Here is a 21,177-nt window from a genome sequence, read left to right as displayed (position 1 = left end):
TCCGCCGGGCTTCGGCAGGGCGGACCCCGCACCGGGGCCGGGGCAGGGCGTGCCAGACTAGCCGGAGATCCGATCGCGAGGGAAGGACCGACAGTGGCAGGAAGCGAGCCGGTAACCGCGCCAGATCAGCACAGGCCCGGGCACCGCAAGGCCGGACGGATCGGCGCGGTGCTCTCCGCGTTGGCGCTGCTGGCGATGCTGTGCGGCAACCACGAGGGCAAGGTCGAGGACATCTGGCTGGTCGGCCTGGCCGTGCTGTTGCTGGCGATCGTCATCGGCGACGCCGTGCTGCGCCGCAGCGGGCTGCGCTCCTGACGCACCGCCCCACAGACGTACGAGGGCCCACCCCGGTCGGGGATGGGCCCTCGTCACATCTGCTGGATCAACGGCCGAAGAGGATGTCCTGGACGTCCTTGAGCGCGGCGTCGACCTCCGCCTCGAAGTAACCACCGGGCACCAGCCCGAACCGCAGCGTGTCCAGGTCCTTGGGGTTCACCGGCATCTGGTTACGGCCCTGCATCCCACCGAGCAGGCTCTCGAAGAACCGGTCCACCTGGTCGGGGTCGTACCCGCTGCCGAAGCGGCGCACCTGGAAGCTGCGCCGGATCTGGTCGACCCGGTACAGCTCGCTGCCGGGCGGGCCGGCCATCGGCGGACCCACCATCGGCGGGCCACCAGCCGGCGGACCCATCGGCGCGGGCCCGCCCATCGACGGGCCACCCATCGGCGGCGGGCCTCCCGGACCACGACCACGCATCTCCCGCGGGTCGCGCTCGGGCATCCGGTCCCGCTCGGGCATCCGGTCGCGTTCCGGCATCCGGTCGCGCTCGGGCATCCGGATCTCGGCAGTCATGTCGGTACGACCGTGCCGGCCCGCCTCGAAACCGTCGAAGCGCTGCTCGTCCGGGGGGCCGTAGCCACTACCCGGGCCGGCCGGCAGACCCCGCGGCGGTGGGCCACCGTGCCCCATCGGCCCGCTCGGACCGGGGCCCATCGGCCCGCCGGGGCCCGGGCCCAACTGGCCGCGCGGCGCGTCGTACCCACCACGAGGCGGGTCGTACCCACCGCGCGGCGCGTCGTGTCCGACGGCGAAGGCGCCGCTCGGCTCGTCGTACCCACCGCGCGGCGCGTCACGTCCGACGGCGAAGGTGCCACTCGGCTCGTCGTACCCACCGCGAGGCGCGTCACGTCCGACGGCGAAGGCGCCACTCGGCTCGTCGTAGCGGCTGCCGTAACGGTCCGGCGGACCAGGCTGGGCCGGCATCGCGCGGGGCGGCATCGGCTGCGGCACCGGCGACATACCCCGGTGGTCGTCGCGCATCGGCGGGGCGAGCCGGTCCGCGCCACGCGGGTCGGCGACCCGGCCACCGGGGGCGGCGCGCTCCTCCAGCTCGGCCAACTGCCGCTCCACCCGATCCAGGTGCAGGTCGACCTGCCACTCGTCATAGCCGTTGAAGCGGACCCGGAAGACGACGTCGTGGACCTCCTGGGAGGCCACGGGGGCACCGACCGGCTGACCGGCGAGGGTGGCCTCCACCCGGTCCAGGAAGGCGTCGACCTCGTCGACCTTGTAGCCCCGGCGGAGCGCCTTACGCCGGAAACGCTGACCCTGACTCGCCACTATGTCTCCTGGTCTCGTACCGCTACGCCCGGTCGCGCCCGCGCGGCGCTTCGATGTCACTGTCCACCGCGGCAGCCAACTGCCCGCACGCACCGTCGATCTCACGCCCCCGGGTGTCACGCACCGTGGTGGAGACGCCGGACTCCCGCAACCGTCGGACGAACTCCCGCTCCACCGGCTTGGCGCTGGCGTCCCACCGGCTACCCGGTGTCGGATTGAGCGGGATGAGGTTGACGTGCGCCGACCTACCGGCCAACAACCGCCCGAGCAGGTCGGCCCGCCACGGCTGATCGTTCACGTCTTTGATCATCGCGTACTCGATCGACACCCGGCGCCCCGTCGTCGCCGCGTAGTCCCACGCTGCGTCCAGCACCTCGGCTACCTTCCAGCGCTGGTTGACCGGCACGAGTTCGTCGCGCAGCTCATCATCGGGCGCATGCAGCGACAACGCAAGGGTCACCGCGAGGTCTTCGCTGGCCAGTCGGCGGATGGCCGGCACCAGACCGACCGTGGAGACGGTGATGTGCCGCTGCGACAGACCCAGCCCCTCCGGGGCCGGCGCGACCAGCCGCCGGATCGCCGTGACGACCCGGGAGTAGTTGGCCAGCGGCTCACCCATGCCCATGAACACGACGTGCGACAACCGGGGTGGCGACCCGGCCACCGCGCCCGAGGCGGCGACCCCGGCGAGATAGACCGCCTGGTCGACGATCTCGGCGGCGGACAGGTTGCGGGTCAACCCGGCTTGGCCGGTGGCGCAGAACGGGCAGGCCATGCCGCAGCCCGCCTGGCTGGAGATACAGACGGTGACCCGGTCCGGGTAACCCATCAGCACGCTCTCCACCAGCGACCCGTCGTGCAACCGCCACAGCGCCTTACGGGTGGCCCCGTCGTCGCAGGCCAGCTCGCGGACCGGGGTGAGCAGCCGGGGCAGCAGCGCCCCGGCCAACCGGTCCCGGGTGGCCGCCGGCAGGTCGGTCATCTCGGCCGGGTCGCGCACCAGTCGCCCGAAGTAGTGGTGGGAGACCTGCTTTGCCCGGAAGGCTGGTTCACCCAGCTCGGTGACGAGCGCCCGCCGGCCCGGCAGGTCCAGGTCGGCGAGGTGTCGGGGTGGCATCGCCGGGCGGCGGCCGGGGGCGTCCGGGTCAACGGGGATCACAGGCAGGATCGTCATGGCTGGTCCAGTCTGTCACGCCGGTCGCCGGACCCACCCGTCCGGAGGTGCCGAATCGGCCCCCACCAGGGGGACCACCCGGGTGGCGCGGCGTGATTCATCCCTCAGCCCACCACCGGCACGAGGATCGCCAGCAGCAGGTAGGCGGTGGGTACGGCGAACAGGATCGAGTCCAGCCGGTCCATCAGGCCACCGTGCCCCGGCAGCAGGGTGCTCATGTCTTTCACGCCGAGGTCCCGTTTGATCATCGACTCGGCGAGGTCGCCCAGCACCGCCGCGACGGAGACCGCCATCCCGAACACCGCACCCCACCAGGGCGCCACGTCGAAGAGCAGCCAGATCAGCAGGGCACTGCCGAGCGCTGCGGCGGCGACCGAGCCGGCGAACCCCTCCCAGGATTTCTTCGGGCTGATCCTGGGTGCCATCGGGTGCCTACCGAAGGACACCCCGGCGGCGTACCCGCCGGTGTCGGAGAGCACCACGCCGACCACGGTGACCAGCACCCGCAGGTGGCCGTCGCCCGGAGCCGCCGCGAGCATCGCCGCGAAACCACCCAGGAACGGCACGTAGACCGCGATCAGGGTGGCCGCGGTGATGTCCCGTTGGAAGCCGGCCGGGCCGTCACCCAGCCGCCAGACCATCGCGCCCAGCACGGTGACCAGCAGCCCCAGGCTCAGCGCGTCCGGCCCGGCGAACCAGGCCAACCCGATGGTGAGCACGCCACCGGCGAGCAGCGGCACCAGCGGCGGGTGCGCGCCGCTGCGCCGGACCGCGCGGGTCATCTCCCAGATGCCCACCCCGATCGCGCCGGCCAGCACGGCCAGGAAGCCGGGCAGGAAGAAGAAGAGCGGCACCAGGACCAACGCGCCGAGCCCCAGCCCGACGCCGATGGCGGCCGGCAGGTTACGACCGGCCCGCCCGGTCGCCGGCAGTGGGGTGGCCGGCCGGTCGGCACTGGCCCGCCGTCGGCCCCGGAACCGTCGACCGGCCGGTGGCTCCGGATCCGCCTCGGCATCGGGCGACGGCAAGCGCGACCCGGTACCGCCGTCGTCACCGACCGGGACGAACTGGGGGGTCGGCAGGTCGCCGTCGCGCACCGGCGTCAGGTGCGCGGTCGGGGCGTCGTCGTCGCGCACCGCGGCGAACTGCGCGGTCGAGGCGTCGTCGGCGAGCGGCCCGCCCGGGTGATCGGCACCGAAGAGGTCACCGACCGGTTCGTCGTACGGCCCGCCGTTCGGCTCGTCGTGGCCACGCACCGGTGGCCGGAGCGGGGCCTGCGGCCCGGCCGACAATCCGGGGCCGGACTGCCGGGGCGACCACGGTTCGACCTCCCGTTCCGGCCAGGGCAGGGCCGGGGGACGGTCGGACCGCTCCCAGCCACGGGGCTCGGTGCCGCTGTAGGGGTCGAGGGGGGACATCACGCACCGGACGAGGGTACGAGTGCCACCACATGACGCAAGACCACAACCATCCCCTACCCGCGTGACTACTTCCGGTTGACCGGCCCGACGACCGATCGATCCCCGCCGTTCACCGCCCGGTGGCCAGGAATCCTGCCGAGCCTACTGCACCGGCCAGCCGGGCACGGTGGACGTCGGCCCGGCCGTCCGGCCGACGGACGACGACGGCACCGGCGCTGCCTCCGCAGAGCGGTGACGCGCCGGTGCCGTGGGCCGGGCTCAGACTTCGAGCAGCTCCGACTCCTTGTGCTTGACCAGCTCGTCGACCGTGGCGACGTAACGCTGGGTCATGTCGTCGAGTTCCTTCTCGGCGCGGCGGCCGTCGTCCTCGCCGACCTCACCGTCCTTGACCAGGCGGTCCAGCTCTTCCTTGCCCTTGCGGCGGACGTTGCGGACCGCCACCTTGGCTTCCTCGCCCTTGTGCCGAGCCACCTTGATCATCTCGCGGCGACGTTCCTCGGTCATCTGCGGGAGCAGGATGCGCAGCTGGTTGCCCTCGTTGTTCGGGTTCAACCCCAGGTCGGAGTCGCGGATCGCCTTCTCCATGGCGTTGATCTGCGAGTTGTCGTACGGCTTGATGATGGCCATGCGCGGCTCCGGCACCCCGATGGACGCCATCTGGGGCAGCGGGGTCGGCGTGCCGTAGTAGTCGATGATGACCTTGGAGAACATGGCGGCGTTGGCGCGACCGGTACGGATGGCGCCGAACTCCTCCTTGGCGTGCTCGACCGCACGCTCCATCTTCTCCTCGGCCTCGAGGAGGGTGTCGTCGATCACCGGTCTCCTCGCCTCCTTCTGTTGCTCGTCGTGGGCTGAAGCTGCTGCTCTGGTGCGGAGGACCGCTCGGGTCGCCGGGACCGGTCAGGCGGTGATCAGCGTACCGATCGTGTCGCCGCCGACGGCCCGGATGATCGTGTCCTCGCCCTGGGCGCCGAAGACCAGCATCGGCAGCCCGTTCTCCATGCAGAGGCTGAACGCCGCCGCGTCCGCCACCCGCAGGTTGCGTTGCAACACCTCGGAAAAGGTGATCGAGTCGAACTTGCTGGCGGCCGGGTCGATCCGCGGGTCGGCGCTGTAGACGCCGTCCACGCCGTTCTTGCTCATCAGCACCACGTCGGCGCGGATCTCCAGCGCCCGCTGGGCGGCCACCGTGTCGGTGGAGAAGTACGGCATCCCGGCGCCCGCACCGAAGATCACCACACGTCCCTTCTCCAGGTGCCGGATCGCCCGCAGCGGAATGTACGGCTCGGCGACCTGGGCCATCGTGATCGCGCTCTGCACCCGCGTCTCGATGCCCTCCTTCTCCAGGAAGTCCTGCAACGCCAGGCAGTTCATCACCGTGCCCAGCATGCCCATGTAGTCGGCGCGGGCCCGGTCCATGCCGCGCTTCTGCAACTCCGCCCCACGGAAGAAGTTGCCGCCGCCGACCACCACGGAGACCTGCACACCACGGCGGACCACGGTGGCGATCTGCCGGGCGATGGCCTGCACGACGTCCGGGTCGACACCGATCGCCCCACCGCCGAAGACCTCACCCGAGAGCTTCAGCACCACCCGGCGGGCGCGGCCGGCCGGCGGCGCCGTCGGGTCGTCCGCCTCCAGGCTCCGGTCGTTCACAACCTGTGTCATCCGCCCCGCCCCTCCCGCGTGCGCGTCGACCGCGCCGCGTCACCGCGTACCTGCCCGTTGCCGACCCTATGCGACGAGGAGGCCGCGGTGCCTGTCGCGTACACCTGCGGCCTCCTCGTCGACGTTGCGTGCCCGTCCGGGCGCGGCACGCGCGCCCGGACGGTGGCGGCTCAGGCCTGGCCGACCTCGAACCGGACGAAGCGGGTCACCTCGATGCCGGCCTCGGCCAGCACCTGCTTGACGGTCTTCTTGTTGTCGGAGACCGACGCCTGCTCGATCAGGACGTAGTCCTTGAAGAAGGCGTTCACCCGACCCTCGACGATCTTCGGCAGGGCCGCTTCGGGCTTGTTCTCCTCGCGGGCGGTCTGCTCGGCGATGCGCCGCTCGGACTCGACGACCTCGGCCGGCACCTCGTCACGGGTGACGTACTTCGGCCGCATCGCGGCGATCTGCATGGCGGTGCCCCGGGCGTCGGCGTCGCCGGCCTCGTCGGTCTTGCCGCTGTACTCCACCAGCACACCGACGGCCGGCGGCAGGTCCTGGCTCTTGCGGTGCAGGTAGACCGCGACGGTGCCGTCGAGCTTGGCGAAGCGGTTGAGCACCAGCTTCTCGCCGATCTTGGCGGACTGCTCCTGGATCAGGTCGGCGACGGTCTTGCCGTCCAGCTCGGTGGCGAGCAGCTCCTCGGCGGTGCCGACGCCGCTGCGCTCACCGTGCTCGACCAGCTGCTGGGCCAGCGCGACGAACGCGTCGGTCTTGGCCACGAAGTCGGTCTCGCAGTTGAGCTCCAGCAGCGCCTTGCCGGAGTGCGCGACGAGGCCGTTGGCGGCGGTCCGGCCGGCCCGCTTGCCGACGTCCTTGGCGCCCTTGACGCGCAGGATCTCGACGGCCTTGTCGAAGTCGCCCTCAGCCTCGGTGAGCGCCTTCTTGCAGTCCATCATGCCGGCGCCGGTGAGGTCGCGGAGCTTCTTGACGTCCGCGGCGGTGAAGTTGGACATGACTCTCTCTTCGGGTGTTGAGTCTGCGGTGGGTGGTCTGGGATGCCGGCTACCCGGAACAGGCCGGATGCGCCCGGCGGTGACCGCCGGACCCCGCCGCCCGGACGAGCGGCGAGGATCCGGCGGTACGGGTCACTCGGCGGCGGCGGCCGCCGGCTGCTCGGCCGGCTTCTGCTCGGCGGCAGGCTGCTCGGCGGCGGCGGCAGGCTCGGCGGCCGGCTGCTCGGCAGCGGCGGGCTGCTCGTCGGCCTTCTTCGGCTCCAGCAGCTCACGCTCCCACTCGGTCAGCGGCTCGTCGCTGCCGACCTGACCCGCCTCCGGCTTCTCGTCGCCACCACGACGACGGCCGGACCGGGCGATCAGACCGTCGGCGACGGCGGCGGCCACCACCCGGGTCAGCAGCTCGGCGGAGCGGATCGCGTCGTCGTTGCCCGGGATCGGGAAGTCGACCTCGTCCGGGTCGCAGTTGGTGTCCAGCACCGCGATCACCGGGATGCCCAGCTTGCGGGCCTCGTCGACGGCGATGTGCTCCTTCTTGGTGTCGACGATCCAGACCGCGGCCGGGAGCTTCTGCATGTCCCGCAGGCCACCAAGGGTCTTGGTGAGCTTGGTCTTCTCGCGGAACAGCTGCAGGGTCTCCTTCTTGGTGTAGCCGGCGGCGGTGCCGGTCAGGTCACCGAGCGCCTCAAGCTCCTTCATCCGCTGGAGCCGCTTGTACACCGTCTGGAAGTTGGTCAGCATGCCACCGAGCCAGCGGTGGTTGACGTACGGCTGGCCGACCCGGGTGGCCTGCTCGGAGATGGCCTCCTGAGCCTGCTTCTTGGTGCCGACGAACAGGATGCTGCCGCCCTCGGCCACCGTGTTGCGCACGAAGTCGTACGCCTTCTCGATGTAGTCGAGGGTCTGGCGCAGGTCGATGATGTAGATGCCGTTGCGCTCGGTCATGATGAAGCGCTTCATCTTCGGGTTCCAGCGCCGGGTCTGGTGCCCGAAGTGGACACCGCTCTCCAGCAGCTGACGCATGGTCACGACGGCCATGGTGGGGTACTCCTCAAGATCCCTGGTTGTCACGCCCGGCCGGTGGCCGGGCGTCCTGGTGCCTGGTCGCCGGCCCATGGTGGGCCCGAAGGAGATCGGGACCAGGGAGGCCGTCGCCCCACGACGAGACGTGGAGAGGGCACGCGAGGTCGACCGCCGAGGCGGTCGCCAAGAGGCCAGTGTACGCCCCCGCCCTGCCACCCGACCCCCGCCCCACCATCCAGCCGCGCATCCGGTTCCCGCCCCCAGCTCTCGGCTCTCGCTCCCGGCTCCCGGTCTCGGGTCTCGGGTTGGATCGGGTGGGTGCCGAGGTGTCGGCAGGCGACGGGGGTCCAGCGGGTCGGGGACGGTGACGGTTCTCCGCAGGCCGCCGTTCGACGGGCGGTCCGGGGGCGGTTCAGGGGCGGTCCGGGGCGGTCCGGGGGCGGTTCAGCGGGCGGCGAGGGCGGCGGCGAGGAAGAGGACCAGCCCGACGGTGAGGTAGGCGGTCGGCGGGCGCAGCCAGCCCCGGGCCCCGTCGGCCATCGCCAGGCCACCGGTGCGCAGCCCGTACAGGCCGCCGGCGAAGACCGGCAACCCGATCACCAGGAAGGTGCCCACGACGACGTGCGACGCCGAGACCGGGTCACCGGTGAGTCCGTGCAGCAGCACCCGCAGCGCGGGAACCTCGAAGACCAGGGCCGACAACCCCAGCAGCACCGCCAGCGCCGGCCGCCGGGTGCGGTACACGCCGTCGGAGGTCGGGCCACCCGTGCGGTACGCCCCGTCCGGGCTGGCCAGGTCATCCGCCCGCGGCGTGACCGGCACCATCGGGCCGGTCGGCACCTCCAGGGGGGAGGGCTCCGCCGGTCGGGTGGGTTCGACGATCGGGTAGTTGCCCAGCGCCGCCGGCCGGACCGGATCGGTCCCCGCCAGCGGGCCGACCCCGCTGACCCCCAACAGTCCGGAATCGGCGGTGAACCGGCCGGTGCCACTGTCACCGCTGCCGAGCCGACCACCCCCGGTACCACCCAACCGACCCGTACCGGTATCGCCGACACGCCGCCCGGTGCCGGTGTCGGACAAGCGGCCGGTGCCGGTGTCGGCCAGGCGGCCGGTACCGGTGTCGCCAACGCCCCCGCCAATACCGGTGTCGGACAGGCGGCCGGTGCCGGTGTCGCCCACGCCCCGGCCAATACCGGTGTCGGACAGGCGGCCGGTGCCGGTGTCGGACAGGCGGCCGGTGCCGGTGTCGCCCACGCCCCGCACCGGGATACCGCCGAGCGGGCCCGCACCGGTGTCCCCGAGCGGGCCGACGCCACTGACTGCGGCCTCGCGGGCGGCGCGTCGACCCACCCGGTCACCGGGCAGTTCGCCGGAGACATCCGGGTCGTCCCGGCGGGACCGGGTCGGCCGGTATCCGGTGCTCTCGCCCCCGGCGGCACCCAAGGGATCAGCCGTGTCGAGGCGTCCCGAGTCGAAACGGCTGGCGTCCCCGTACCGGCCTTCCTCGGCAGCTCGTTGGTCGGGGGTGCGGGCCTCGTCGTCGCGCCGGCGCACCCCGCTCGCCGTCCGCCAGTCGGAGTCGTCGTACGCGCGTTCCCGGCCGGCCGGGTACCAGCGTGACTCCTGATCTTCGGGGTAGCTCCGTCGTGCGTCCACGTCCGGCACCGTATGCGACCGACCCGCCCGGCGCCATTCGCAGGTCGTACCGGCGCACGGGACCGATCGGACGGGTCGACGGACGATCGCCGGCCACCCCCCGGGAGCAGGGCATCAGCAGATCACATAGCAGGTCTGGGCCTTGATCGTCCGCTCGTCCACAGGGCGTCGAGTTGTCCACAGGTGCGGCCTCGGATGTCGCGCCCACCCCCGCCCCACCCGCAGCCTGACGGGCATGACGAAGCGGAACCAGGCGATCGGCGCGTACGGCGAGAGGTGCGCCGTACGGCATCTGATCGGGGCCGGGCTGCGCCCGGTGGCCCGCAACTGGCGCTGCCGCGAAGGTGAGATCGACGTCATCGCGTGGGACGGCCCGGTCCTCGCCTTCTGCGAGGTGAAGACCCGACGCGGCGACGCCTACGGCAGCCCCGCAGAGGCGGTCGTCCCGGCCAAGGCCCGACGGCTGCGGGGGCTCGCCGCCCGCTGGCTGGCCGAGACCGGGACGACCACCGACGAGGTGCGTTTCGACGTCCTGTCGGTCCGGTTGCCGCCGGCCGGCCCGGCACAGGTCGAGCACCTCAAGGGGGCCTTCTGATGATCCCGACCCGCCACCGCGCCCGGCCGGCTCTGGCCCGCCACCGCGCCCGGCCGGCCCCGACTGGCCACCGCGTCCGGCCGGCCCTGGCCCGTCACCGCGCCCGTCGGGTCATCCGGCACCACGCCGGGCGGCCGGGGGCGGGGGTGGCACGGTGAGCTACGCCAAGGTGCACGCGGTCGGCCTGGTGGGGGTCACCGGCCACCTGGTCGAGGTGGAGGCGGACCTCTCCCCCGGGCTACCGGCCGTGGTCATCTCGGGGCTGCCGGACACCGCCCTGCACGAGGCCCGGGACCGGGTCCGCGCCGCCGTGGTCAACTCCGGCCAGCGCTGGCCCAACCGCCGGATCACCCTCAACCTGCTTCCCGCCACGCTCCCCAAGTACGGCTCGGCGTTCGACTTGGCCATCGCGGTCGCCCTGCTCGGTGCCGCCGGTGAGCTGCCGCTGCTGCCGATGGAGGGGGTGGTGGTCCTGGGCGAGTTGGGGCTCGACGGCACCGTCCGCCCGGTCCGCGGCGTGCTGCCGATGGTCACCGCGGCGGTACGCGCCGGGCTGGGCCGGGTGGTCGTGCCGGTGGGAAACGCGGCGGAGGCGGCGGTGATCCCGGGGGTGAAGGTGCGCGCCGTCGACACCCTGCACCGGCTCGTCGCCTTCGTCCGGGACGGCGCTCCCCTGCTGGAGCCGCCGCCGGCTGCTCCCGCCGGGACGCCGTCCGGGCCGGATCTCGCCGACGTCGCCGGGCAGGGGCTGGGTCGGCGGGCGTTGGAGGTGGCGGCGGCCGGCGGGCACCACCTCTGTCTGCTGGGGCCGCCCGGCGCCGGCAAGACGATGCTCGCCGAGCGCCTGCCGTCGATCCTGCCGGAGCTCGACGACGAGGCCGCGTTGGAGGTCACCGCACTGCACTCGATCGCCGGCACACTGCCACCTGACGGCCGGTTGCTGCGTCGGCCGCCCTTCCAGGCACCCCACCACTCGGCGACCGTGCCGTCGCTGGTCGGCGGCGGCTCGGGGCTGGCCCGGCCGGGCGCGGTGTCGCTGGCCCACCGGGGGGTGCTCTTTCTCGACGAGGCAGCCGAGTTCAGCAAAGGAGCCCTGGAGGCGCTGCGCCAGCCGTTGGAAAGTGGGCAGGTCCATCTCACCCGGGCCCGGGGCAGCACCCGTTACCCGGCCCGGGTTCAGTTGATCATGGCGGCCAATCCCTGCCCCTGTGCGAAGCCCGGTGGCGACTCGCTCTGCGAGTGCAGTCCGCTGGTGCGACGGCGCTACCTCGGCCGGCTCTCCGGTCCCCTGCTCGACCGGATCGACGTACAGGTCAGGGTGCTGCCGGTACGGGCGGCCGAACTGATGGGCGTCGACCCGGACGGCGAACCGTCGGCGGTGGTCGCCGCCCGGGTGGCGGTGGCGCGCGCGGCTGCCGCCGAACGGTGGGCCCCGGTCGGGCACCGGCTCAACGCGGAGGTGCCGGGCCCGCTGCTGCGCCGACCACCGTGGCGGCTCGCCGCCCAGGCCACTGCCGAACTACGGGGGCGGCTCGACCGGGGCTCGCTGTCGGCCCGGGGCTTCGATCGCATCATCCGGCTCGCCTGGACGATCGCCGATCTTGACGGCCGGCCACGGCCCGATCTTGAGGACGTCCGGGAGGCCACCGGCCTGAGAACGGGGGAGGAAGTGTGAACAGCACCGAGGATCTGCACGCCCGGGTGGCACTGACCTGGCTGACCGAGCCGGGCACCCGGTTGGTGCACCGGCTGGTGGGCCGGCTCGGTCCGGTCGCCACGCTGGACCTCCTGCTCGACGGTGGGGCACCCGACGAGACGTTGCGGGCGGCGGTGGCGGCCCGGCTGCACGCGGGTGACCCCCGGGCGGCAGCCGCCGAGGCGGTGGCGCTCACCGACCGGCTCGGCGCGCGGATCGTCTCCCCGCACGACGACGAGTGGCCCGCCCCGCTGGGCGACCTGGAAGGGCTGGTGCTGCCCGGGGCGAGCCGGAAGGTCGACCGGGAGACCGCCCCACCGCTCTGCGTCTGGGTACGCGGCGGGTGGCCGTTGGCCCAGGTGCTGGACCGCTCGGTGGCGGTGGTCGGCGCGCGGGCCGCCACCGGGTACGGCGTACACGTCGCCACGGAACTCGGTTACGGCCTGGCCGACCGGGAGTGGACGGTGGTCTCCGGCGGCGCGTTCGGCATCGACGCCGCCGCCCACCGGGGCGCGTTGAACGCCGGTGGGGTGACGGTGGCGGTGCTGGCATGTGGGGTGGACCGCCCCTATCCGATGGGCAACTCCGCCCTGTTCGACCGGATCGCCGAGACCGGGTTGTTGATCAGCGAGTGGCTGCCCGGTGCGGAGCCGCTGCGTCCCCGCTTCCTGATCCGTAACCGGGTGATCGCCGCCGGCACCCGGGGCAGCGTGCTGGTGGAGGCGGCGGCCCGCAGCGGCGCAGCCCAGACCATGCACCGGGCGATCGCCCTGCGACGACCGGCGATGGTGGTGCCCGGCCCGGTCACCTCGGCGCTGTCCGTCGGCGCGCACGAACTGCTCCGTGAATACGAGCGCACCCGACTCGTGACCGGGCTGGCGCACGTGCTGGAGGAGGTGGGCCGGATCGGAGCGGACCTGGCACCACCCGCCCGGGGCGCGGACCGTCCGACGGACGTCCTCGACGACGAGGCGGCCATGCTGCGCGAGTCGATGCCCCGGCGCGGTGCGATCGGCGCGGACGCGCTCGCCGCCCGGGCCGGCGTGCCGATCCGCACGGCGTTGCGCAAGCTCGCCCTGCTGACGGAGCTGGGCCTGGTGAGCCGGCACGACGACGGCTACACCCTGGTCCGACGGTAGGCGGTCGACACGGCGGCTCTCCGGCCACGCCGCTGCGCACGCACCGGTCAGGCCAGGACCGCGCAGACGACCACCGGGCGCTCCGGCCATCGATCGCGCTGGCCCGAGAGCAGTACGAATGCGATGATCGCTGCCGTGTCGATACCCCGCCGTTCCGCGCTCGGTCTAGGATTCGCCGCCGCCCTCGGGTTGGCCGGTTGCGCACCGAACCCACCTGCCCGGACTGCGGGAGCCTGGGCCACTCCCGCACCGGGCGACGGGGCACAGGGCGGCCAGGGCGCGGCGGCGACCGGCCGACCGGGAGCCACAGCCCGGCGTTCCGCCCCGACCGCAGCCGCGAAGCCGCGCACGCTCGCCGCGGCACTCCAGCGGCACCTCCAGCCGACCCCGGAGAACCCCAAACACCCGACGTACGCCGGGGCGGTGGTGCTGGCGGTGACCGACGGTGAGCCGACCGACCACCTGGCGGTCGGTGAGGCGCTGCGTTACGGGGCCGGCCCGGTGCTGCTGCCCGCGGCGAAGCGGGTCGCCATGCGTCCCGACTCGATCTTCGACCTGGCCTCGCTCACCAAGGTCTACACCGCGATCCTCACCCTGCAACAGGTCGACAGCGGCCGGATCGACCTGGACGCGCCCGTGGTCCGCTACCTGCCCGAGTTCACCGGCACCGGCAAGTCCACCGTCACCGTGGCGATGCTGCTGGCCCACACCAGCGGCCTGCCGGTCGGTGCGAAGGTCACCGGTTACGCGACGATGGCGCAGCGGTGGCGTGCGGTGCTGGCCACGCCACTGGTCAGCGGCGCCATCCCGGGCACCAAGTTCCGCTACTCCAGCGTCGGCCTGATGGTGGCCGGGAAGATCGTCGAGAAGGTCACCGGGCTCAGCCTCGACCGGGCCCTGAAAACCAACCTGACCACCCCGTTGGGGCTGCGCCACACCGGGTTCAACCCCAACACCTGGCTCGGCACGGCCGACCGGGCCAACCGGCTGGTCGCCACCGACGCCCGCTCCTCCCGGGGGTTGTTGCGGGGCGTGGTGCACGACGACGTCGCCAACCATCTCGGCGGCATCGCCGGCCACGCCGGCATCTTCGCCCCCGCCGAGGAGGTGGCGGTCATCGGGCAACTGCTGCTCGACGGCGGCAGCTACGGCGGGAAACGGATCCTCGCCGAGAGCACCGTCGCCCGGATGCTGCGCAACGCCAACACCGGGCTGCCGGCCGTCGACCCGGACCGGCCGGGCCGCACCTCCGACCACGGCCTCGGCGTGGTGCTCAACCAGCCCTGGTTCATGGGCAGGCTCGCCCGACCCACCACCTTCGGACACACCGGGTTCACCGGCACCTCGTTCCTGGTCCAACCCGACCGCCGCCGGGTGCTGGTGCTGCTCACCAACCGTGCCCATCCGAACTGGAGCTGGGCCGACCCGGACCCGGCCCGGGTCGCCGTGGCCGACACGTTCGCCTGACCCCGGGGGACCACCCACCTCCCCACCCGCCGGTCATCCCTGCGGTCAGCTTCGCCGGGCCCGTCGGGGCTGCCAGTCGCCCTCCGCCCGCCGGCATGCTGCTCCCGCCGGCCCTCTCCCCCACCAGCGCGCTCCCCCGCCAGCCCTGCCGCCGGCCCATCCCTGCCGCCGTCGCGCTCGCTCCTGCCGCTGGCGTCGGTGCCCGTAAGCTGGGCCGGTGGATCCGGACCCGATGGCAGGTCGGCGACCGCCGCACCCCGGCAGCGTCCACCGGCCGGTCTCGGCACGGGCGTGGCGATGAGCCGGCGCGGTCCGGGCACCCGGGTCACCCACCAGGCCCTGCCACCGGCCATGCGGGACGCCGTGGACGAGTTCGCCGCGCACCTGGCCCAGGTGCGCAACCGGTCCCCGCACACCGTCCGGGCGTACGTCGCCGACCTGGTGTCACTGCTCGACCATGCCGTCCGGATGGGCTGTGCCGCACCCGGCGACCTGGACCTGGGCGTGCTACGCAGTTGGCTGGCGAAGCAGCGGACGACCGGCACGGCCGCCAGTTCGGCGGCCCGTCGAGCCGCTGCGGTGCGGACCTTCAGCGGGTGGGCCCACCGCTGCGGTCTGCTGGTCACGGATGTGGCCGCCCCGTTGGCCACCCCGAAGACGCGTCGGGAGTTGCCGGTGGTGCTCCGGGCCGACCAGGCCGCCACCCTGGTCGAGGCTCCGGGTCGGGGTCGGCCTCCCACCCCGGGCAGCGGCGGGCCCGCCGTCCCGGGCCGCGGCGACACCCCCGACGAGGGGCCTCCCACCCCGGGCGACAGCACCTCTCCCGCCTCGGACGACAGCACCTCTCCCGCCTCGGACGACAGCACCTCTCCCGCTTCGGGCGGTAGCGGACCTACCGCTTCGGGCGAGGGCGGACCTACGTCCCCGGGCGGGGGCGGGGGCGGAGCCGTCGGGTCGGTGGCCGGGGCGGACGAGCCGCTGCTGTTGCGCGACCGGGCGTTGCTGGAACTGCTCTACGCGACCGGCGCGCGGATCAGCGAGGTGTGCGGGTTGGACAGCACGGACGTCGACCACGACCGTCGGGTGGTCCGGGTCCTCGGCAAGGGCAACCGGGAGCGCACGGTCCCGTACGGGCTGCCGGCCCAGCGGGCCGTCGACAGGTGGCTGGCGGTCGGCCGGCCCGCACTGGCCGGCCCGGACTCCGACCGGGCACTGTTCCTCGGTGCCCGGGGCGGCCGGCTGCACCCGACGATGGCCCGGCGGATCGTCGCCGGCTGGGCCAGAGCCGCCGGGCTGCCTCCGACCAGCCCCCACGGGCTGCGCCACTCGGCGGCAACCCACCTGCTCGACGGCGGCGCGGACCTGCGGGCGGTGCAGGAGCTGCTGGGGCACTCGTCCCTGGCGAGCACCCAGATCTACACCCACGTGTCGGTGGAGCGGTTGCGTGCCGCCTACCGCCAGGCCCACCCCCGGGCCTGACCTGCCAGCCGACCAGCCCCGGCCCGGCCAGTCCCGCCGGCCCCGGCGCGTCAGGTCGGCGTAGACCACCGCGGGTAACTGGCCGGCCCGCAGGACCGACCGCCGCAGCGAGGGGGCGTCGGACCACAGTGGCCGGCGACGATCGGTCCTGCGGGCCCCGGCGTGCGGGCTACGATCACCGGATGAGCGTCCCGCCGCCGCCCGAGTCGATTCCCGGGGCCCGACTGCTCTTCACCCTCGACCCCTCGGTCAGTTATCTCAACCACGGGGCGTTCGGCGCGGTGCCGGTCGGGGTGCAGCGGACCCAGCAGCGGTTGCGCGACGAGATGGAAGCCAACCCGCAGCGCTTCTTCGGCCAGTCACTGACCGACCGGCTCGCCCACACCCGGCGGCACCTGGCCGCTTTCCTCGGTGCCGATCCGGAGGGCACCGCCCTGGTCGGCAACACCACCACGGGGGTGGCCGTCGCCCTCCAGTCACTCGGTCTGCGCCCCGACGACGAGGTACTCAGCACCGACCACGGGTACGGCGCGGTGCACCTCTCCGTCGCCCGGGAATGCCGCCGGACGGGTGCGACCGCCCGTAGCCTGCACCTGCCCCTGTCGGCCAGCGACGCGCAGCTCGTGGAGATCGTGCGGGCCGGGCTGCGCCCGGGACGGACCCGGTTGCTGCTGGTCGACCAGCTCACCTCGGCCACCGCCCGGTTGCTGCCGGTCGCCGCGCTGGTGGCCGTGGCCCGTGAACACGGCGTCGCCGTGCTGGTGGACGCCGCGCACGTGCCCGGGATGCTGCCCGTCCAGGTCGACGCGATCGGGGCCGACTTCTGGGTGGGCAACCTGCACAAGTGGGGGTTCGCGCCCCGTGGCACGGCCGTCCTGGTGGTCGCCCCACGGTGGCGGGACCGGATCGAGCCGCTGGTGGTGTCCTGGCAGCAGGCGAGCGGCTTCCCGGGCAACGTCGAGTGGCAGGCCACACTCGACTACACGGGTTGGCTGAGCGCCCCGGCCGGGCTCTACACATTGCGTAGCCTCGGGCTGGAGCGGGTCCGCGCGCACAACGCGGCACTGGCGGGGTACGGGCAGCGGGTGGTCGCCGACGCGCTCGGGGTGCCGCCGACCGACCTGCCCGACCCGGGCGGGCCGGGGGTGGCGATGCGGATCGTGCCGTTGCCACCGGGCGTCGCCGGCACGTTGGAGGCCGCCGGTGCGTTGCGGGCCCGGATCGCCGACCGGCTCGCCGCCGAGGTCTCGGTGATGGCCTGGAACGGGCGGGGGTGGCTCCGGCTCTGCGGTCAGGTCTACAACGCCCCCGACGAGTACGAGCGGTTGGCCTCCCGGCTGCCGGCGTTGCTGGCCCAGGGGTGACGGGGCTCCTGCCGGGCGCTGACCGCACCGGCAGGGTGGCCGTTCGTCCCGCCGGGCGATCCCGTCCGGCCCCTGGTCCCACCGCTGACCGGTGTCGAGGGCGCCAATCCGGACCAGCAGGGGGCCGCCGCGCCGGACCAGCAGGTGGTCAGCGCCGGGGGCGGCATCCGGGGTGAACCGGTCGGCGGAGTCGCCGGGCCCGTCGACCCGGAGGAGACCCACCTCGGCGGGTGTCGCCACCGGGAGCAGCCGGACCGGGCCGAGCCCCAGCAGGGCCAGCGGGTCGAGGTATTCCTGGCCCCGCCGGACCCCCCAGTGCAGGCACCCGCCGGTCGGGGTGGACACCCCCGCCACGGGGCAGCCCGGATGCCCGCCCAGCAGCACACCCAGCGGTGCGCCGCCCGCCACGACGTCGCCGGGGAGCACCTCGGGGCGGACCGGTTCGTAGGTGGTCCGCAGCCCGCCGGAGTGGCCGACGGTGACCACCGGGCGGCCGGCGACCATGCCGGCGAACAGCACGGTGCCGGCTGCGGCGGCCCGGACGGCGGCCCCGGGTACGGCGGCGAGGTCCACGCCCCGGTGACCCGCCAGCCAGGGCAGCGGAGGCGGGTCGAACCGGCGCACCGGCCGGGGTGGCCCGTCGAGTGGCCACCGGAACACCGGGGCCGGCCCGGCCCGGACCGGGGCGGACGGGGGTGGGGTGGACCGGGGTGGGGTGGACCGCCCGGGAACCCAGTGGGGGCCGAACATGAGCACGGCGGCCCCGAGGGCCACCACCTGCCGCAGTGTTGTGCGCATCACCGCAGCATGTCGGGGCCGGCGGACCGACGCCACGGACCGGCTGTCCGCTGTGGATGACGGGACCGGCTGTGGAAAACGCCCACCCGGCCTGTCGCTCTGCTATGCCCCTGTGCCGGCGTGCGGGCGGCGGTCGGGGAGAGCGCAGGGGGACGGCCGTGGTCCGGCGGTGTCGGCCCCGCAGCGGGGCTAGGCTGGCGGCATCGCAGGCGGGCGCAGACCGGGAGGCCACCGATGACCACCATCAACGAGGTGAGCCGACCGTCGCGGGTCGCCGGGCCGGACGAGGCGATCAGCGCGGAGGAGCTGCAACTGGCTGCCCGCAACCACGGCATCCCACTCGAAGCGTTGCGCTACGACGTCACCCCGGCCGGCCTGCACTACCTGCTCATCCACTACGACATCCCCGACCTCGACGCGGTGACCCACACGCTGACCGTGGACGGCGCGGTACGTCAGCCGCTCCGGCTCGGGCTGACCGAGCTGCGCGAACGCCCCCGGGTGACGCGACGGGTCACGCTGGAGTGCGCCGGCAACGGGCGGGCGCTGCTGCACCCCCGCCCGGTCAGCCAGCCGTGGTTGGTGGAGGCGGTGGGCAACGCCGAGTGGACCGGCACCCCGTTGGCGCCGTTACTGCGTGAGGCCGGGATCGCGCCCGACGCGGTGGACGTGGTGTTCACCGGCGCCGACCACGGTGTGGAACGCGGGGTGGAGCAGGACTACCAGCGGGCCCTGCCGGTCGCCGACGCGCTGCGCGACGAGGTGCTGCTGGCGTACGAGATGAACGGCGCTCCGCTGCTGCCCCAGCACGGCGCACCGCTGCGGCTGATCGTCCCCGGCTGGTACGGCATGGCGCACGTCAAGTGGCTACGGTCGATCAACGTGCTGACCGGGGAGTTCGACGGCTACCAGAACGCGGTGGCCTACCGGCTGCGGCGCGACGCCGACGACCCGGGTGTGCCGGTGACCCGGATCGAGCCCCGGGCGCTGGTCCGGCCGCCGGGCTTCCCGGACTTCATGTCCCGCAGCAGGGTGCTGCGTCCGGGGCCGTGCACGGTGGACGGACGTGCCTGGTCGGGGCACGCCCCGGTGGTCGCGGTGGAGGTGACCACGGACGGCGGGGTGACCTGGACGCCGGCCGTCCTGGACCCGCCCAGCGGTGGCGAGTGGTCCTGGCGGCGCTGGCGGTACGAGTGGACGCCGCAGCCCGGCCGGTACGCGCTGGCCGCGCGGGCGACCGACGCGTCGGGGCGTACCCAGCCGGTGGAGCAGCCGTGGAACCGGGGTGGTTTCGCCAACAACCTGGTCCAACGGGTCGACGTGCTCGTCGTCGAGGAGTGAGGTCGGCGGCGGGGTGAACAACCCTGGCCCGGCGGGGCCCCGGTGTCGGCGGGTGGGGGCCGACGCGGGGCGGGGGGTCAGCTACCGAAACCCGAGTCGGCGGGCAGCGAGATGTCGGGCTTCTCCAGCTCCTCGACGTTGACGTCCTTGAACGTCATCACCCGGACGTTCTTGACGAAGCGGGCCGGACGGTACATGTCCCAGACCCAGGCGTCGTGCATCTCGACCTCGAAGTACACCTCGCCGTCGGAGTTGCGCACGTGCAGGTCCACCTGGTTGGCCAGGTAGAAGCGGCGTTCCGTCTCCACCACGTAGGAGAACTGACGGACAATGTCGCGGTACTCCCGGTAGAGCTGCAGCTCCATCTCGGTCTCGTACTTTTCGAGATCTTCCGCGCTCATCGCACTCCGCCTTCCATGACCACATCTTCCCCCACCGGTGCCGGAGGCCGAGGCTGCTCGCCCAACGCCACGCCGACGGTACCCCCTGCCGTGCCCGAGCGCTCCATCGGCTCGGGAGCGGCTGCGCCGAGCGGCCGACGGGCCCGGGGCGGGGCACCCTCCCGGCCCGACACGGCGGCCACATTGACGTACGAGAACCGGTGCTCCACGCAGGGCCCACGCTCGCGCAGCGCCTCGGTGTGCTCGGCCGTGATGTACCCCTTGTGCTCGGCGAAGCCGTAGCCCGGGTGGTGTCCGTCCAGCTCCACCATGATCCGGTCCCGGGTGACCTTGGCCAGTACGCTCGCCGCCGCCACGCAGGCCGCCACCCGGTCACCCTTCCAGACCGCCAGCCCCGGCACGTCCAGCCCGTCCACCCCGAAGCCGTCGGTGAGCACGTACTCCGGTCGGGTGGTCAGTGAGGCCAGGGCCCGGCGCATCGCGGCGAGGTTGCACACGTGCAGCCCCCGGGCGTCGACCTCCTCGGCCGGGATGACCACCACCGCGTACGCCAGGGCACGGGCGACGACCTCGGCGTAGACCCGCTCCCGGCTGGCCGGGGTGAGCAGTTTGGAGTCGGCCAGCCCCTCGATCTCGCCGCGTCGTCCCTCGGGGAGCACCGCGGCGGCGGCCACCAGCGGGCCGGCGCAGGCGCCCCGGCCGGCCTCGTCCGCGCCCGCGACGTGCCGGAAGCCGCGCCGTTGCAGGGCCCGTTCCAGCGCGTAGAGCCCTCCGTCGCGGCGCACCACCGTGCGCGGCGGGGTCAGCACGACGCCTCCGGGGCCGGGGCGGCGGCCAGCACCTGGGTGAGCAGGGCGGCCAGGTCGGCCGGGTAGCACCGCTCGGCGGTGTCGGCCAGCTCGGCCGCCGACCACCAGCGGTGTCCGGTGACGCTGGCCCGTTCGATCTCGTCGAACCCGGCCGTGTCGACCTCCCAGGTGGGCACCCGGACCACGAAGAACTCCTGTTCCTGGCGGTACCACACGCCGTCGAAGGGAAACTCCACCGTCTCGGAGCGGACCGACCCGCCCAGCTCGGCCGGGGTCAGCCGCAGCCCGGTCTCCTCGGCCAGCTCGCGGGCCGCCCCGGCCGCCGGGGACTCCCCCGGGGTGAGCCCACCACCGGGGGTGAACCAGTACCGGTGACCCGGGCGGGCCGGGTCGACGCCCGCGAAGAGGAGCACCCGGCCGGACGCGTCGACGAGCAGCACCCGGGCCGCACGACGGGGGTGGAAGACGGTCACCGCATCAGCCTGCCAGACGGTGTCGACGCTCGGCCACGCCCGGGTGGTCGCGAA

At 73.7% G+C, this 21,177-nt stretch carries 19 protein-coding genes and 1 pseudogene; 8 read left to right on the top strand and 12 right to left on the bottom strand.

The window, feature by feature from the left end:
• The first annotated feature begins 93 nt into the window (after positions 1 to 93).
• Positions 94 to 315, top strand: coding sequence for a DUF2631 domain-containing protein (locus tag J7462_RS27485; RefSeq protein ID WP_091245943.1), 222 nt, complete (start codon positions 94 to 96; stop codon positions 313 to 315).
• A gap of 67 nt (positions 316 to 382) precedes the next feature.
• Here the strand turns inward: J7462_RS27485 and J7462_RS27480 are convergent, their stop codons facing one another.
• From J7462_RS27480 to J7462_RS27445, 8 genes are all read right to left on the bottom strand, one after another.
• The gene (locus J7462_RS27480) at positions 383 to 1,621 is read right to left on the bottom strand and encodes a DivIVA domain-containing protein (protein WP_219468369.1); all 1,239 of its coding nucleotides are present in this window, start codon (positions 1,619 to 1,621) and stop codon (positions 383 to 385) included.
• Positions 1,622 to 1,643: 22 nt separating this feature from the next.
• Positions 1,644 to 2,795: a 23S rRNA (adenine(2503)-C(2))-methyltransferase RlmN gene (rlmN, locus tag J7462_RS27475; RefSeq protein ID WP_219468366.1), complete on the bottom strand. Its 1,152-nt coding sequence runs from the start codon at positions 2,793 to 2,795 to the stop codon at positions 1,644 to 1,646.
• A 104-nt stretch (positions 2,796 to 2,899) separates the two neighbouring features.
• On the bottom strand, positions 2,900 to 4,213 hold the full coding sequence (locus J7462_RS27470; RefSeq protein WP_219468362.1) for a phosphatidate cytidylyltransferase: 1,314 nt from the start codon (positions 4,211 to 4,213) through the stop codon (positions 2,900 to 2,902).
• 261 nt (positions 4,214 to 4,474) lie between these two features.
• On the bottom strand, positions 4,475 to 5,032 hold the full coding sequence (frr, locus tag J7462_RS27465) for a ribosome recycling factor (protein WP_219468359.1): 558 nt from the start codon (positions 5,030 to 5,032) through the stop codon (positions 4,475 to 4,477).
• Positions 5,033 to 5,116: 84 nt separating this feature from the next.
• Positions 5,117 to 5,884: a UMP kinase gene (gene pyrH / locus J7462_RS27460; RefSeq protein ID WP_219468356.1), complete on the bottom strand. Its 768-nt coding sequence runs from the start codon at positions 5,882 to 5,884 to the stop codon at positions 5,117 to 5,119.
• Between the two features lie 170 nt (positions 5,885 to 6,054).
• Positions 6,055 to 6,882: a translation elongation factor Ts gene (gene tsf, locus J7462_RS27455; protein WP_208567177.1), complete on the bottom strand. Its 828-nt coding sequence runs from the start codon at positions 6,880 to 6,882 to the stop codon at positions 6,055 to 6,057.
• Between the two features lie 132 nt (positions 6,883 to 7,014).
• On the bottom strand, positions 7,015 to 7,920 hold the full coding sequence (gene rpsB, locus J7462_RS27450; RefSeq protein WP_219468354.1) for a 30S ribosomal protein S2: 906 nt from the start codon (positions 7,918 to 7,920) through the stop codon (positions 7,015 to 7,017).
• Between the two features lie 429 nt (positions 7,921 to 8,349).
• Complete coding sequence (locus J7462_RS27445) at positions 8,350 to 9,561, bottom strand: hypothetical protein (protein WP_255597920.1); 1,212 nt, start codon at positions 9,559 to 9,561, stop codon at positions 8,350 to 8,352.
• Positions 9,562 to 9,796: 235 nt separating this feature from the next.
• On the opposite strand from J7462_RS27445, the gene J7462_RS27440 reads away from it, so the two are divergent.
• From J7462_RS27440 to J7462_RS27415, 6 genes are all read left to right on the top strand, one after another.
• Positions 9,797 to 10,156, top strand: a complete 360-nt coding sequence (locus tag J7462_RS27440) for a YraN family protein (protein ID WP_208567180.1) — start codon at positions 9,797 to 9,799, stop codon at positions 10,154 to 10,156.
• Positions 10,157 to 10,310: 154 nt separating this feature from the next.
• Positions 10,311 to 11,831, top strand: a complete 1,521-nt coding sequence (locus J7462_RS27435) for a YifB family Mg chelatase-like AAA ATPase (RefSeq protein ID WP_208567181.1) — start codon at positions 10,311 to 10,313, stop codon at positions 11,829 to 11,831.
• Positions 11,828 to 12,991, top strand: a complete 1,164-nt coding sequence (locus J7462_RS27430) for a DNA-processing protein DprA (RefSeq protein WP_219468348.1) — start codon at positions 11,828 to 11,830, stop codon at positions 12,989 to 12,991. The genes J7462_RS27435 and J7462_RS27430 overlap by 4 nt, the downstream gene beginning before the upstream one ends.
• Positions 12,992 to 13,126: 135 nt before the next feature.
• A complete protein-coding gene (locus J7462_RS27425) occupies positions 13,127 to 14,458 on the top strand; it encodes a serine hydrolase domain-containing protein (RefSeq protein WP_308291050.1) in 1,332 nt (443 codons plus the stop codon).
• A gap of 297 nt (positions 14,459 to 14,755) precedes the next feature.
• On the top strand, positions 14,756 to 15,937 hold the full coding sequence (locus J7462_RS27420; RefSeq protein WP_219468342.1) for a tyrosine recombinase XerC: 1,182 nt from the start codon (positions 14,756 to 14,758) through the stop codon (positions 15,935 to 15,937).
• A 182-nt stretch (positions 15,938 to 16,119) separates the two neighbouring features.
• A complete protein-coding gene (locus tag J7462_RS27415) occupies positions 16,120 to 17,301 on the top strand; it encodes an aminotransferase class V-fold PLP-dependent enzyme (protein ID WP_219468339.1) in 1,182 nt (393 codons plus the stop codon).
• A 237-nt stretch (positions 17,302 to 17,538) separates the two neighbouring features.
• Here the strand turns inward: J7462_RS27415 and J7462_RS27410 are convergent.
• Positions 17,539 to 18,051: pseudogene (locus J7462_RS27410) on the bottom strand (peptidoglycan DD-metalloendopeptidase family protein); the annotation flags it as partial.
• Between the two features lie 282 nt (positions 18,052 to 18,333).
• Here J7462_RS27410 and J7462_RS27405 point away from each other — a divergent pair.
• Complete coding sequence (locus J7462_RS27405; protein WP_219468336.1) at positions 18,334 to 19,440, top strand: sulfite oxidase; 1,107 nt, start codon at positions 18,334 to 18,336, stop codon at positions 19,438 to 19,440.
• A 77-nt stretch (positions 19,441 to 19,517) separates the two neighbouring features.
• On the opposite strand, the gene J7462_RS27400 is transcribed toward J7462_RS27405, so the two are convergent.
• The 3 genes from J7462_RS27400 to J7462_RS27390 are packed head-to-tail and all read right to left on the bottom strand — an operon-like array spanning position 19,518 to position 21,123.
• Positions 19,518 to 19,841, bottom strand: a complete 324-nt coding sequence (locus J7462_RS27400) for a DUF2469 domain-containing protein (RefSeq protein WP_011905215.1) — start codon at positions 19,839 to 19,841, stop codon at positions 19,518 to 19,520.
• Positions 19,838 to 20,650: a ribonuclease HII gene (locus tag J7462_RS27395; protein WP_219468333.1), complete on the bottom strand. Its 813-nt coding sequence runs from the start codon at positions 20,648 to 20,650 to the stop codon at positions 19,838 to 19,840. The genes J7462_RS27400 and J7462_RS27395 overlap by 4 nt, the downstream gene beginning before the upstream one ends.
• Complete coding sequence (locus J7462_RS27390; RefSeq protein WP_219468330.1) at positions 20,644 to 21,123, bottom strand: NUDIX hydrolase; 480 nt, start codon at positions 21,121 to 21,123, stop codon at positions 20,644 to 20,646. The genes J7462_RS27395 and J7462_RS27390 overlap by 7 nt, the downstream gene beginning before the upstream one ends.
• Between the last annotated feature and the right edge of the window lie 54 nt (positions 21,124 to 21,177).

It is taken from the genome of Micromonospora sp. RL09-050-HVF-A (assembly GCF_019374995.1).
GTDB lineage: Bacteria > Actinomycetota > Actinomycetes > Mycobacteriales > Micromonosporaceae > Micromonospora > Micromonospora antibiotica.
This window is presented reverse-complemented; position numbering and strand designations above follow the sequence as displayed.

What these genes read in the sequence shown, in the direction of transcription:
- rlmN (WP_219468366.1), bottom strand. Translation starts at nt 2,795, where the DNA reads ATGACGATCCTGCCTGTGATCCCCGTTGACCCGGACGCCCCCGGCCGC.
- J7462_RS27470 (WP_219468362.1), bottom strand. Translation starts at nt 4,213, where the DNA reads ATGTCCCCCCTCGACCCCTACAGCGGCACCGAGCCCCGTGGCTGGGAG.
- pyrH (WP_219468356.1), bottom strand. Translation starts at nt 5,884, where the DNA reads ATGACACAGGTTGTGAACGACCGGAGCCTGGAGGCGGACGACCCGACG.
- tsf (WP_208567177.1), bottom strand. Translation starts at nt 6,882, where the DNA reads ATGTCCAACTTCACCGCCGCGGACGTCAAGAAGCTCCGCGACCTCACC.
- rpsB (WP_219468354.1), bottom strand. Translation starts at nt 7,920, where the DNA reads ATGGCCGTCGTGACCATGCGTCAGCTGCTGGAGAGCGGTGTCCACTTC.
- J7462_RS27440 (WP_208567180.1), top strand. Translation starts at nt 9,797, where the DNA reads ATGACGAAGCGGAACCAGGCGATCGGCGCGTACGGCGAGAGGTGCGCC.
- J7462_RS27420 (WP_219468342.1), top strand. Translation starts at nt 14,756, where the DNA reads ATGAGCCGGCGCGGTCCGGGCACCCGGGTCACCCACCAGGCCCTGCCA.
- J7462_RS27415 (WP_219468339.1), top strand. Translation starts at nt 16,120, where the DNA reads ATGAGCGTCCCGCCGCCGCCCGAGTCGATTCCCGGGGCCCGACTGCTC.
- J7462_RS27405 (WP_219468336.1), top strand. Translation starts at nt 18,334, where the DNA reads ATGACCACCATCAACGAGGTGAGCCGACCGTCGCGGGTCGCCGGGCCG.
- J7462_RS27400 (WP_011905215.1), bottom strand. Translation starts at nt 19,841, where the DNA reads ATGAGCGCGGAAGATCTCGAAAAGTACGAGACCGAGATGGAGCTGCAG.